This window comes from Rhodococcus sp. IC4_135 (assembly GCF_011602025.1).
Lineage (GTDB): Bacteria > Actinomycetota > Actinomycetes > Mycobacteriales > Mycobacteriaceae > Rhodococcus_F > Rhodococcus_F baikonurensis.
Map to the genome: position 1 here is coordinate 62,440 of NZ_JAAOLG010000020.1, position 12,567 is coordinate 75,006.

A 12,567-nucleotide genomic window follows, 5' to 3' on the forward strand; every position below is an offset into this window, starting at 1 on the left:
ATGGCAGGACTGGATCTCACAGGTAAGACGGCAATCGTCACCGGCGCATCGCGGGGCATCGGCCTCGCGACCGCGCAGGCGATTGCGGCGGCGGGCGGAAGCGTCGTACTGACTTCGCGCTCACAGGAATCCGCAGATGCGGCTGCCGCACAGGTGAACGGCAACGCGATCGGCGTCGGCGCTCACGCGACGGACGAGGATGCTGCACGAACGTGCGTCGAGCAGACGATCGAGCGTTTCGGCAGTCTCGACATCTTGGTGAACAACGCGGGCACCAACCCGTCGTTCGGGCCGATCATCAACCAGGATCACTCGCGCTTCGCCAAGACCTTCGACGTCAACGTGTGGGCTCCAGTCCTGTGGACCGGCCTGGCAGCGCGGGCCTGGATGGGCGAGCACGGTGGTTCCGTGGTCAACACCGCCTCGATCGGCGGCATGGCGTTCGAGGCCGGGATCGGTACGTACAACGCGTCGAAGGCTGCTCTGATCCACATCACCAAGCAGTTGGCCCTCGAGTTGTCACCGAAGATTCGTGTCAACGCCGTTGCTCCGGGAGTGGTGAGAACCAAACTCGCCGAAGCACTGTGGAAAGAACACGAAGAAGCGGTGTCCGCGTCGACCGCTCTCGGACGCATCGGTGAACCCGAGGACGTGGCCGCGGCCATCGCCTTCCTGGTTTCGGATGCAGCCCAGTGGATCACCGGAGAGATCATGACCATCGACGGTGGCCAGTTGTTGGGCGACGCACTCCCGTTCCGGCAAGGGGCGTCCGTCGGTGGCTAGCGTCAAAGTGGTGGGACTCGATACCGAGGCGGTTACCGGGTGGATCGCAGGCCTGGGGATCGACTTCACCGGGCCGCTGTCCTTCGATCGAATCGGTTTGGGGCAGTCCAACCTCACGTACCTGGTTCGTGATCAGGACGGTAACCGTTGGGTTCTACGACGCCCACCGCTCGGTCACCTTCTCGCCTCGGCTCACGACGTGGCGCGTGAGGCTCGAATCCTGAGCGCTCTCGAATCCACCGACGTGCCTTCGCCGCGAGTATTCGGGTTGACCGAGGATCCGTCCGTCACCGAAGTTCCGCTGCTTCTCATGGAATTCGTGGACGGCGAAGTCGTCGACCGGATGCCTCTTGCCGAGGCGTTGTCGGAAGAGCGTCGCAGGGCAATCGGAATCTCGCTGGCTCAGACGCTCGCGAAGATTCACGCCGTGGATCTGAAGCAGGCAGGTCTCGACGACTTGGCAAGTCACAAGCCCTACGCCGCGCGGCAGCTGAAGCGGTGGGGTGGTCAGTGGGAACAGTCGAAGACGCGGGAATGCCCTGATCTGGACGATCTCACCCGACGACTCATTGCGGCCCAGCCGGATCACACTGAAACCACGTTGGTGCACGGCGACTTTCACCTACGCAATGTGATCACCTCGGCTGAGAACGGCGAGGTTGTCGCGGCCCTCGACTGGGAACTGTGCACACTCGGTGATCCGTTGGCGGACGTCGGAAGCTTGTTGGCGTACTGGCCGGCGGCTGGGGAGGACACCGGCGGCGATTTTCCGGCGTCGGCGCTCCCCGGATTCCCCTCGCGAGAGGAGATCTCCCGGATCTATCTCGAGGCCACCGGACGGGATCCGGCTGCGCTGAAGTTCTGGCACACCTTGGGGCTGTGGAAGATTGCCGTGATCGCCGAGGGCGTGATGCGTCGCGCTCGCGACGAACCGCAGAATGCCGCCGAGAGCGGAACTCCCACCGTGGAACGTATTGACGCCTTGGTCGCCAAAGCCAGGGAAATTGCAGATCAGGCCGGGATCTGACGAGATCGTCCGGTGTCCGTCGAATCACGAAAGTATGGAGGGCCAGTGAGCCAGGAACGTAGAACCGCAATTGTCACGGGTGCAGCACGCGGAATCGGTGCGGCCGTAGCGAAGCGACTGTCGGACGACGGTTTTGCCGTCGCCGTGCTCGACCTCGACGAAGCGGCGTGTGCCGGAACCGTCGACGCGATCAAGGCTGCAGGCGGCCAGGGCTTGGCCGTCGGCGCTGACGTCTCCGACGAGGCCTCGGTTGCTGCAGCGGTGGATCGTGTTGCCGCAGAACTGGGTGCACCTACCGTGCTGATCAACAATGCCGGCATCACTCGCGACAACCTTCTGTTCAAGATGAGCGTTGCCGAGTGGGATTCGGTGATGAACGTCCACCTGCGTGGAGCGTTCCTCATGTCGCGTGCGGTGCAGAAGTACATGGTGGAAGCGAAGTTCGGCCGCATCGTGAACCTCTCGAGCACGTCGGCTCTCGGCAACCGCGGACAGGTCAACTACTCCGCAGCCAAGGCCGGCATGCAGGGATTCACCAAGACGTTGGCCTTCGAGCTGGGCAAGTTCGGCGTCACCGCCAACGCCATTGCCCCCGGATTCATCGAAACCGAGATGACCGCCGCAACGGCAGAGCGCATGGGAGTCGGCTTCGAGGACTTCAAGACCGCTGCCGCTTCGCAGATTCCGGTCAACCGCGTCGGTCAGCCCGAGGACATCGCGCACACCGCGTCGTTCTTCGTCAGTGAAGGCGCGAGCTTCGTTTCCGGTCAGGTCGTCTACGTCGCCGGTGGACCCAAGGACTGACAGTCCGCTCACCGCTCGAACCGAAGGAATGGGCATGGCTTTCGACGAAGAGGCAGTATCGCGTGACATCACCGACAAGGTGAACGTGCTTCTCGCGGAAAACGATCCGAGCAGTGTGTCGGTATCGGATTTCCTTGGCGCACGATTCGACGCCGGACTGGCGTGGGTTCATTTCCCCGAAGGTCATGGGGGACTCGGTGTACCGCAGAGCTTTCAGCGGCAGGTGAACGCTCAGCTGGAGGCTGCCGGTGCACCCGGCCCGGCCACCGGCAAGAACGGGATCGGACTGGGCATGGCGGCACCGACCATCGCTGCCTTCGGTACCGAGGAGCAGAAGCAGAAGTTCCTGCGCCCGTTGTGGACTGCGGAGACGGTCTACTGCCAGCTGTTCAGTGAACCGGGTGCAGGTTCGGACCTCGCGGCCGTCGCTACCCGTGCCGTCCGCGACGGCGACGACTGGATAGTCAACGGGCAGAAGGTGTGGACGTCGGGTGCGCAGAACGCGCAGCTGGCGATTCTGGTGGCCAGGACCGATCCGTCACGCTCGAAGCACGCGGGTCTGAGCTACTTCATCTGCGACATGACCGACCCGGGCGTCGACGTCCGGCCGCTCCGTCAGATCACCGGCGAGGCCGAATTCAACGAGGTATTCCTCACGGACGTCAGGATTCCGGACGCCAATCGCCTCGGAGCCGAAGGTCAGGGATGGAAGGTTGCGACAACCACCCTGAACAACGAGCGTGTTGCCATCGGTTCGGGCGCACCGCGTGAGGGCGGCATGATCGGAAAGGTCGCTCAGGCCTGGCGCGACGAGCCCGAGTTGCGTAATCCGGCAATGCACGACGAGTTGATGCGTCTCTGGACCGAATCCGAAGTTGCGCGTCTGACCGGGGAGCGACTGCGTCAGCAGCTCGCCGCCGGCCAGCCCGGCCCCGAAGGCTCGGGAATGAAGCTCGCCTTTGCCGTTTTGGCCCAACAGATTTCGGGTTTCGACCTCGAGTTGCACGGCGAAGCCGGTCTGCGTTACGACGACTGGACACTGCGTCGACCGGATTCCGTCGACTTCACCGGGCGTGAACCCGGATACCGGTACCTGCGAGCCAAGGGCAATTCGATCGAGGGCGGAACGTCGGAGATCCTGCGCAACGTCATCGCAGAACGCGTACTCGGGTTGCCACCCGAGCATCGCGTCGACAAGGACATCGCCTGGAAGGACCTACCCCGATGAGCGCCGATCTGCTGTACTCCGAGACCGAACAAGATCTGCGAGCCAGCGTCAGACGACTGCTGACCGAGCGTGCCGGCGCCGACACCGTGGTCACGGCATACGACGACGTGTCCGCCGACTTCACCGGGCTGTGGAAGTCGCTGGCGTCGGAACTCGGTTTGGCGGGACTGCTGGTACCCGAGGAACTGGGCGGGGCAGGTGCGTCGACGCGTGAGGCGGCGGTCGTGATGGAGGAGATCGGACGTGCGGTCGCGCCCGTTCCGTTCTTCACCAGCGCGGTGCTGGCGACGACGGCGTTGCTGAAGGCAGGTGAGACCGAGGTGCTCGGTCAATTGGCCGCTGGGGAGTCGACGGCTGCTCTGGTCGTCCCGTTGTCCACTGCGCCAAAATCTTTCACACCCTCTGTCAAGGTGACGGCGGGTGGACTCGTCGGCAGTGTCACAACGGTTGCCGGTGTCGCCGAGTCCGATGTTCTTGTTGTCCCGGTTGCCGGCGAGAGCGGTCTGGAGTTGCACACCGTTCGGATCGCCGACGCTGCCGTCACGCCCGTTCTGTCCCTGGACATGACGCGCCGTTTGGCGGACGTCGAGTTCTCGGGGTCGCCGTCGGTCCGGGTCGACGGCGGCAATGCGGCGCAAGCGGTTGAGGAAGCGTTGCTCTGCGGAAGCGCACTTCTGGCGTCCGAACAGTTCGCTGTAGCTCAGTGGTGCCTCGAAACGACTCTCGCGTATGTGAAGGAGCGCAAGCAGTTCGGCCGGGCGATCGGTTCGTACCAGGCGATCAAGCACCGCCTGGCCGATCTCTGGCTCGAAGTCAGTTCCTCGGGCGCGGCAGCACGCTATGCGGCGGACACCTATGCACGCGGCGACGACGATGCGGCGATCGCGGCGACGGTAGCCCAGGCATTCTGCAGCGGCGTCGCGGTTCATGCCGCCGAGGAATGCGTCCAACTCCACGGTGGTATCGGAATGACGTGGGAGTATCCGGCGCACCTCTACCTCAAACGGGCGAAGAGCGATCAGTTGTCGCTGGGAACCGCATATCAGCATCGGGCACGCCTCGCCGAGTTGGTCGACCTCCCGATCTCGTCCTGAATCCCACCCACTATCTGTCTGGAGAATTGCTGTGAAGGCTTGGCGCGTCAACGAACTCGGCGAACCCCGCGATGTACTCGCGTTGGAGGAAACCGCGGATCCCACCCCCAGTGCGACGGAGATGTTGGTGAAGGTGCTGGCCGCTCCGGCCAACTTCCCCGACGTCCTCATGTGCCGGGGTGAATACCAGATCAAGCCGCCGCTGCCCTTCACCCCCGGCGTCGAACTGTGTGGTGAAGTGGTCTCGGTCGGTGAATCGGTGACCAAGTTCGCGGCGGGGGACCGGGTGATCGGTAATCCGAGTCTGCCGTCCGGTGGATTCGCCGAGTACTCGGTGCTGGATCAGAACAACACGTTCCCGGCGCCGTCGGCTCTCGACGACGCGGAAGCCTCCGCACTGAGCATCGGCTACCAGACGGCGTGGTTCGCTCTGCACCGGCGCACTCAACTGCTCGAAGGTGAAACCTTGTTGGTTCACGCCGCTGCGGGTGGTGTGGGCAGTGCTGCAGTGCAACTCGGCAAGGCGGCAGGCGCCAAGGTGATCGGTGTCGTCGGTGGGCCGGACAAGGCGGAGTACGCGCGCAAGCTGGGCGCAGACCTCGTGGTCGACCGTCACAGTGAGGACTTCGTGGCAGCGGTCAAGGAGTTCACCGGTGGCAAGGGCGCCGATGTCGTCTTCGATCCGGTCGGCGGTGACGCATACGCGAAGTCCACCAAGTGCATCGCCTTCGAGGGACGGATCGTCATCGTCGGTTTCGCGGGCGGCACGATTCCGCAGCCGGCACTCAATCATGCTCTCATCAAGAACTATTCGATCATCGGTCTGCACTGGGGGCTGTACAAGGCCTACAACCAGCAGGCCATCGACGATTGCCACGTCGAGCTCACCAGGCTCGCCGATGCCGGTCTGGTCAAACCACTGATCAGTGAGCGGTTGTCGTTGACGGACGTGGCCGACGGTATCGGCCGCCTCGGCGACGGCACCACAGTCGGTCGCGTCGTGTTCCAGCCCTGATTCTCTGCTGTGCGCCTTTATTAACCCCCGGCGGTTAATAAAGGCGCACAGCACTTCGTGTTCGACGAAAGGTTTCCCCGATGAGGCAAGCTGTCATCGTTTCCACTGCCCGTACCCCGATCGGTAAGGCGTACCGCGGCGCGTTCAACAACACTCAGGCTCAAGAGCTCGCTGCACATGCCATTTCGAATGCAGTTCAGCGCGCGGGACTCGAAGGCGGCGAGGTCGAGGACGTCGTTCTCGGCGCTGCGTTGCAGCAGGGATCTTCCGGCGGCAACGTCGCACGGCAAGCGGTACTGCGGGCGGGGCTTCCGGACTCGGTTTCCGGAATGACGATCGACCGTCAGTGCTCGTCCGGGCTCATGGCCATCGCAACCGCAGCCAAGCAGATCGTGGACGACGGAATGCAGATCGCGGTCGGCGGCGGCGTCGAATCGATCTCGTTGGTACAGAACGATCACATGAACAACTTCCGCGCGGCTGATCCGTGGCTGAAGGAAAACAAGCCGTCGATCTACATGCCGATGCTGCACACGGCCGAAATCGTCGCCGAGCGCTACGGAGTGACCCGCGAGCAGCAGGACGAATTCGCGCTCGTCTCGCAGCAGCGGACCGCAGCAGCTCAGAACGCAGGTCGGTTCGATCTCGAAATCGTCCCGCTGCCCTCGATCAAGCAGGTGCAGGACAAGGAGACGGGTGAGATCCGCAGCGAGTCCGTGACGCTGACCCGGGACGAAGGCAACCGCGCTTCCACCACGTTGGAAGGTCTGGCGAGTCTGCGACCGGTTCTGGCCGACGGTACTGTCAGTGCGAATTCCTCCATCACTGCGGGCAACTCGTCTCAGCTCTCGGACGGTGCCTCCGCTTCCGTGCTGATGGAGGCAGGCGAGGCGGAACGCCGCGGGTTGGCTCCTCTCGGTATCTACCGTGGCATGGCCGTCGCGGGTTGCGCTCCCGACGAGATGGGCATCGGGCCGGTGTTCGCGATTCCCCGCCTGCTCGATCTGCACGGGCTGAAGGTCGACGACATCGATCTCTGGGAACTCAACGAGGCCTTTGCCTCTCAGGCCCTGTACTGCCGTGACAAGCTCGGGATCGATCCCGAGAAGTACAACGTCGACGGTGGCGGTATCTCCGTCGGCCATCCGTACGGTATGACGGGTGCTCGTCTGGTCGGCCATGCACTTCTTGAAGGAAAACGGCGCGGAGCCAAACTCGTGGTCGTGACCATGTGCATCGGCGGCGGCATGGGTGCTGCCGGGCTTTTCGAGGTCGCATGAGCTTGATCGAGGGACTGTTCGACGTCAGTGGCAAGACCGTTGTGGTTACCGGTGGATCACGTGGCATCGGATACATGATCGCTCGCGGATTTGTCGAAGGCGGTGCGACGGTCGTCATTTCGGCTCGAAAAGCCGAAGCTTGTGACGAAGCCGCGCGGGAGCTTTCGGAGTTCGGCACCTGCATCTCGCATCCGGCCGATCTGTCCACGGACGAGGGGATCGAGAGCCTCGCTGCGAAGGTCGCCGAGATTTCGCCGACGCTCGACGTACTGGTCAACAACGCCGGTGCGACGTGGGGAGCTCCGGTCGACGATTTTCCGGCCGCCGGCTTCGACAAGATTTTCGACATCAACGTCAAAGCCATCTTCCTCTTGACCCAGAAGCTGTTGCCGCAGTTGCGTTCTGCGGCCAAGGTCGAAGATCCCGCGCGCGTAATCAATATCGGATCGATCGACGGACTTGTGGTGTCGGGCTCGGAAAACTTCTCGTACGGTGCCAGTAAGGCTGCGGTACACATGTTGACGCGCAAGTTGGCGGCGACGCTTGCGGGGGAACAGATCACGGTCAACGCCATTGCGCCGGGTCCGTTTCCGTCGAAGATGATGGCATTCCTCCTGGAGGACGAGCAGAGCGCAAAGGCTGTGGCGGACTCGGTCCCGTTGGGCCGGGTCGGAACTCCCCAGGACGCTGCAGGTCTTGCAATTTTCCTGGCTTCGCGTGCCGGGGCTTATCTGACCGGCGCGGTGATCCCACTCGACGGCGGTGCGAGCGGAGCGCGCTGACCGTCTGACTGATCTTCTCTGTCCGAAAAGGCCTGAAAGTCTGAACTACTATGACTTTCAGGCCTTTTCGTGTCTTTGTCCGATTGGGTTATCTGTGACTGAGGTTGCTAGATTGTCCGAGGTTCGGGGGGAACGACGACGACAACACCAACAATCCCGGCCTTGGGGGAGTCATGTTTCGCGCGGGGAGATCGTTGGGAGTGTTCGGAACAGTTGCTGCGATTGCGGCCGCTGCCGTCACGGCGGTGGCTTCGCCGGCGACGGCGGCGCCGGGATGCGTCGGAGTGAGTGGTGTCGGCAGTACCGGAGGGCCGGCCAATGCGGCGCCGTGGCTCAACGGCAACACCGGAGGGTTGCCGGGCCTGTCCGGGCGTACTACCGCGATCGAAAAAGTCACCGGGACATACAGTCCCAACAAGACGGTCGATCGCTTCAATGTTCTGGGCACGGATCTGGGCATCATGTGGGACAACGGTGCCGGTCAGATTCTAACCGCTTTCGGTGACACCACCGGGCTCAGTCGCAACCCCGCCTGCGACGGTTTGGTGGGCGAGTGGCGAAGCAATGTACTCTTCCGCAGCTCGGATCGGGTGCTGGCCGACGGTATGCGCATCGACAGCGCGCCGATGGACGGCGCCGGGCAGGCACGCGAGATCATTGCCGGTCTGAAGGTTCCGGGCGTCGAGGCGTCCAGTATCCCCACCAGCGGCATTGCGGTGAACGGTGTGCAGTATCTGAGCTACATGTCGGTGCGTAACTGGGGTGAGGCCGGGCAGTGGAGCACGAACTACTCACAGATTGCCACTTCCTCGGACAACGGCGAAACGTGGGCCACGCATCCGGAAACGCTGCGCCCCAACATCGGTGGTGTTCTTCCCGCCGGTGTAGGTCCTGTTGCCGGTAGTGAGAACTTTCAGATGAGCTCGATGGTGAAGGATGGCGGGTTCGTCTACAACTACGGAACCCCCGCGGGACGATCCGGCGAGGTTCGGCTTTCTCGCGTCCCCGAGGATTCGATCCTTCAACTGTCCGCCTACGAGTACTGGAACGGAAACGGCTGGATCCGCGCCGATCCAGCTGCGGCCGTACCCGTCATGGACGGCCGCATCGGTGAGGTCTCCGTTCAGTACAACGAGTTCCTCGGCAAGTTCGTCGCGATGTACGCCGACGCGTTCAGTTCGATCGTGATGCGTACCGCGCCCAGTCCTGTCGGTCCGTGGGCAGCGCCGGAAACACTGGTCAATCTGGTCGAGGTTCCCGGTATCTACGCTGCCTACATCCACCCGTGGTCCAGCGGTTCGGAACTGTATTTCCTTGCCACCACGTGGGCCGACTACAACGTCATGTTGATGCGTACGACGCTCGTTCGCTGATCCGACTCACGCTTGCGTTTGCTGGAGGTACACGATCTCCTCGGTGATCGGCGCGTCGTCCTCGGCGTCTGTCGGCGGTTCTTGTCGGCGGCGCCACCAGATGGTGAACAGGACGGCACCGATCACCAAGGCAGCCAGAGCGAATACTGCCACCCAGAATTTCGGGCCGTAGTAGCCGACGAGGACCATGCGCATGGCGTTGCGCGCCCAGGTCAGTGGCATCAGAGCGTGCAGCCACTGCAGAACGGTCGGCATCTGTTCGATGGGATACACCGCGCCGAAGGCGAAGATCTGAATCATCAAGGCGCCCAGGGCGATGAAGGTTCCGTTGACGGCACCGAACACAACGGTGAAGAGCCTGCCCGAGCTGACCGCGGCGGCACCCACCAGGATCATCACGGCGATCATCGCCAGGACGCTCGGCGGTTCGACGTGTGCCACGGTCAGTGACACCACCGACAACACGAGCGCCGCGACCAAGGTGACCAGGGCGGGAATGCGGTAGCGGCGCAGCCCCTCGCGCACCACACTCGTGTGCGAGTTCAGCGAACGTCCGTGTCGTGGGCGGACAACGAACCAGGTGAGAATTCCGCACAGGAACAGTGCCACCGAGATCACGGCAGGGACGGCTCCCGGCCCGAAACCGGCTGCGGGGTAGTTGTTCCGCGCGTCGACGGCAACCGGGGACGAGAGCAGATTGGCTGTGGTGGCGCGTTCGTCGTCCGAGAACTGCGGCACCTGGGCGGCGCCGTCGGACAAACCGGTGGCGAGTTCTGCGCTGCCCGCGTCGAGCTCGCCGACGCCGGCCGATAGCTGCCCGAGACCGTCACGGAGCGCGATACTTCCGGTGTCCAACTGCCCGAGTCCGGTAGAGAGTTCCTGTGCGCCGGTAGCGAGTTGGCCTGCGCCGTCGGACAGTTGGCCTAGTCCCGTGTTCAGTTCACCCGCACCGGCAGCCGCGGCAAGAAGCCCGCCACGGTAGTCGCTGCTCGGGTCGGTGAGCTGCCGCGAGATCTCCCGCGCACCGTCGCGAAGCTGACCGAGCTGACCGATCACGTCGTCGTCCGAGGGTTGTGCGGTCAGGGAGGCCCGCAGTCCGCCGAGCGCTTCGACGAGTCCGGTGGAGACCGGATCGGTCGAGTTCCGAAGCATCGAGGTGAGGGCATCGATCTGACCGACGACGGCGTCGGAGGACCCCGCGAGGTCGAGTACCGGGGTGGTGACCATGTCTACCACCTCGCTGATCTGACGAGCTCCAGCGCCGAGTTCGTCGGTGCCCCCGACCAACTGGTTGAGTCCGCTGCTCAACTCGCCCGAACCTGCAGCAGCTTCGCCAGCTCCAGTGGCCAGCTCGCCGGCTCCGGCGGCCAGCTCCTTGCCGCCCTGATTGGCTTCACCCATGCCGGTTGCGAGTTCCTTGCTCCCGGCGTAGAGCTCGTTGGTTCCGGCCAGTGCCTCGGAGGACCCGTCGGACAGTTGTTGCGCGCCCGCGGCTGCTTCACCGAATCCTGTTCCGAGTTCGCCCAACCCGACCAGCACCTGGTCGATGGACTGCTCGCCGATCGACTCGGAGACTGCCGAGCGCACCTGAGCGATGATGCTTTCACCGACCGGGCCGGCGACCAGACTGTTGTAGTCGTTGTACAGAACGTCGAGCTCGGCCTTGCGGCCCGAACCCGATGCGGCACTGGCCACGTCCGCGCTGAAAGTCTTCGGAATGACGACGGAGAAGTAATAGGTGCCGTCGTTGACGCCGTCGGCGGCTTCCTGCTCGGAAACTACCTTCCACGCGACGTCTCCGCTCTCGACGAGCGCGGCAACAACTTCGTCGCCGGCTTGCAGGCGTGTTCCGTCGAGTTCCGTGCCCGCATCCGCGTTGACGATGGCGACGGGCAAGCGGTTGACCGTGTCGCCCGGATCCCACAGTGCCCACATGTAGAACGCCGCAATCGACAGCGGTGCGATGACGAGGACAGCGAGAACTGTCCGGATGATGTGCGTGCGTCGCGTCGTTGCCGCGCTGTCGACTACGGGTTGTGGCGCCATGTGGAGCTCTCTTCTCGTGGACCGAAGCAGTTGTGGCACGAAAGAAAGCCACCAAAACTGCTGGACATACGTCCAGCTCGGTCACGATACAAAGCAAACGGCCATCCTGTGACCGTTTTCGAAGAATTGGGCGTTACCGGCCGTCGTGCTCTGCCTCGATCTTTGCCCACTCCCGCCCTCGGAAGTTGGCGAGGCGAAGCTCCTCTGCTTCATCGAAGGTGTACCACTCGGTGCTCGGCGCATCGGGGAGAGTGCCGCGCAAGTGTTCGCCCAGGTAGTGAAGAGGGCCTTCCCATCCGGTTCCGACGCCGTAGCAGCCAGTGTCCGGGTCGTTGCGGAAGACGTCGGCTACGGAGGCGTGCTCCAACTCGAGCCAGGTGGCGTCGGGGCCGTCTGCGGTCAGCCGGATCTCGACCTGATCGCTGTATCCGCGATCGCCGGGTGGGGTCCACTGCAGTCGCAGCAGGTGTGGAGCGTCGCAAGCCAGGATCTCGCCACTTGCCTGGCCTTCGAAAGCGTACGAGCCGCCCACCTGGAAGTCTCCGCTCACCGGCAGGAAGAAGCGGTTGATCCGGTCAGGGGTGGTGATGGCGTTCCAGACGTCGTCGACCGAGGCGTCGTAGCGGCGCTTGAGTACGGCTGTTCGAGCCGCACCTTCCGCGATGTCGCGGTTGCCCATGCTCCGCTCTACCGCGTTGAGGCTGGTGTCCTGGTTGGCGATCTCGGTCATTGTGAGTCTCCTTCGTCGGAAGAATTCGATGGTGAAGATCTGCTCCGCTTCGAGCCGCGTCGTTTCCCGCGTGCGAGTTCTGTGGCCAGTGCGTCGAGAGGGCCGCTCCAGAACTGCCGGAATCCGTCGAGCCATTGGTCCACTTCCTGCAATGGCGCGGGCTCGACTGCGTAGAGGCGCCTGGTGCCTTCGCTGCGGACGGTGGCGAATCCGTTTTCTCGGAGCACTCGCAAGTGCCCGGACGCGGTCGGTTGCGAGATCCCGAACTCCGCTGCCACGACTTCGGCGATCTGACCCGCCGAGCGCTCGCCGCCGGACAGGAGTTCCATGATTCGTCGCCGAACGGGGTCTCCGAGAACGTCGAACGCATGCACCAGTCATTTATATCGGCAATGGCCAATATAG

The 12,567-nt window shown here is 63.5% G+C and carries 12 protein-coding genes; 9 read left to right on the top strand and 3 right to left on the bottom strand.

The features are described 5' to 3' along the window. The 9 genes from G8767_RS26410 to G8767_RS26450 all read left to right on the top strand — a co-directional run bounded on the left by G8767_RS26410 (window position 1) and on the right by G8767_RS26450 (window position 9,386). On the top strand, window positions 1-783 hold the full coding sequence (locus G8767_RS26410) for an SDR family oxidoreductase (RefSeq protein ID WP_166812718.1): 783 nt from the start codon (window positions 1-3) through the stop codon (window positions 781-783). After that, window positions 776-1,810 (top strand): phosphotransferase family protein, encoded by a 1,035-nt coding sequence (locus G8767_RS26415; RefSeq protein WP_166812720.1) that lies wholly within the window; start codon window positions 776-778, stop codon window positions 1,808-1,810. Before G8767_RS26410 ends, G8767_RS26415 begins: the two co-directional genes overlap by 8 nt. Before the next feature lie 45 nt (window positions 1,811-1,855). Beyond that, entirely contained in the window at window positions 1,856-2,614 is a 759-nt protein-coding gene (fabG, locus tag G8767_RS26420) for a 3-oxoacyl-ACP reductase FabG (protein WP_166812722.1), read from the top strand. Between the two features lie 34 nt (window positions 2,615-2,648). Further along, on the top strand, window positions 2,649-3,842 hold the full coding sequence (locus G8767_RS26425; protein WP_166812724.1) for an acyl-CoA dehydrogenase family protein: 1,194 nt from the start codon (window positions 2,649-2,651) through the stop codon (window positions 3,840-3,842). Then, a complete protein-coding gene (locus G8767_RS26430; protein WP_166812726.1) occupies window positions 3,839-4,936 on the top strand; it encodes an acyl-CoA dehydrogenase family protein in 1,098 nt (365 codons plus the stop codon). The genes G8767_RS26425 and G8767_RS26430 overlap by 4 nt, the downstream gene beginning before the upstream one ends. A 31-nt stretch (window positions 4,937-4,967) precedes the next feature. Then, on the top strand, window positions 4,968-5,951 hold the full coding sequence (locus G8767_RS26435) for an NADPH:quinone oxidoreductase family protein (protein ID WP_166812728.1): 984 nt from the start codon (window positions 4,968-4,970) through the stop codon (window positions 5,949-5,951). An 80-nt stretch (window positions 5,952-6,031) separates the two neighbouring features. Further along, a complete protein-coding gene (locus G8767_RS26440) occupies window positions 6,032-7,231 on the top strand; it encodes an acetyl-CoA C-acyltransferase (protein ID WP_166812730.1) in 1,200 nt (399 codons plus the stop codon). Beyond that, on the top strand, window positions 7,228-8,013 hold the full coding sequence (locus G8767_RS26445) for a RhlG family 3-oxoacyl-ACP reductase (RefSeq protein WP_166812732.1): 786 nt from the start codon (window positions 7,228-7,230) through the stop codon (window positions 8,011-8,013). Before G8767_RS26440 ends, G8767_RS26445 begins: the two co-directional genes overlap by 4 nt. Before the next feature lie 173 nt (window positions 8,014-8,186). Beyond that, window positions 8,187-9,386, top strand: coding sequence for a DUF4185 domain-containing protein (locus G8767_RS26450; RefSeq protein WP_166812734.1), 1,200 nt, complete (start codon window positions 8,187-8,189; stop codon window positions 9,384-9,386). A 6-nt stretch (window positions 9,387-9,392) separates the two neighbouring features. Here the strand turns inward: G8767_RS26450 and G8767_RS26455 are convergent, their stop codons facing one another. The 3 genes from G8767_RS26455 to G8767_RS26465 all read right to left on the bottom strand — a co-directional run bounded on the left by G8767_RS26455 (window position 9,393) and on the right by G8767_RS26465 (window position 12,536). Further along, a complete protein-coding gene (locus tag G8767_RS26455; RefSeq protein WP_166812736.1) occupies window positions 9,393-11,432 on the bottom strand; it encodes a YhgE/Pip domain-containing protein in 2,040 nt (679 codons plus the stop codon). Window positions 11,433-11,565: 133 nt separating this feature from the next. After that, complete coding sequence (locus G8767_RS26460) at window positions 11,566-12,162, bottom strand: SRPBCC family protein (protein ID WP_166812738.1); 597 nt, start codon at window positions 12,160-12,162, stop codon at window positions 11,566-11,568. Beyond that, on the bottom strand, window positions 12,159-12,536 hold the full coding sequence (locus G8767_RS26465) for a metalloregulator ArsR/SmtB family transcription factor (protein ID WP_124568124.1): 378 nt from the start codon (window positions 12,534-12,536) through the stop codon (window positions 12,159-12,161). Before G8767_RS26465 ends, G8767_RS26460 begins: the two co-directional genes overlap by 4 nt. Window positions 12,537-12,567 lie beyond the last annotated feature (31 nt).

Excerpts from the sequence above, each read along its gene's own strand:
- G8767_RS26410 (WP_166812718.1), top strand. The coding sequence starts at position 1 with ATGGCAGGACTGGATCTCACAGGTAAGACGGCAATCGTCACCGGCGCA.
- G8767_RS26425 (WP_166812724.1), top strand. The coding sequence starts at position 2,649 with ATGGCTTTCGACGAAGAGGCAGTATCGCGTGACATCACCGACAAGGTG.
- G8767_RS26430 (WP_166812726.1), top strand. The coding sequence starts at position 3,839 with ATGAGCGCCGATCTGCTGTACTCCGAGACCGAACAAGATCTGCGAGCC.
- G8767_RS26440 (WP_166812730.1), top strand. The coding sequence starts at position 6,032 with ATGAGGCAAGCTGTCATCGTTTCCACTGCCCGTACCCCGATCGGTAAG.
- G8767_RS26445 (WP_166812732.1), top strand. The coding sequence starts at position 7,228 with ATGAGCTTGATCGAGGGACTGTTCGACGTCAGTGGCAAGACCGTTGTG.
- G8767_RS26450 (WP_166812734.1), top strand. The coding sequence starts at position 8,187 with ATGTTTCGCGCGGGGAGATCGTTGGGAGTGTTCGGAACAGTTGCTGCG.
- G8767_RS26455 (WP_166812736.1), bottom strand. The coding sequence starts at position 11,432 with ATGGCGCCACAACCCGTAGTCGACAGCGCGGCAACGACGCGACGCACG.
- G8767_RS26460 (WP_166812738.1), bottom strand. The coding sequence starts at position 12,162 with ATGACCGAGATCGCCAACCAGGACACCAGCCTCAACGCGGTAGAGCGG.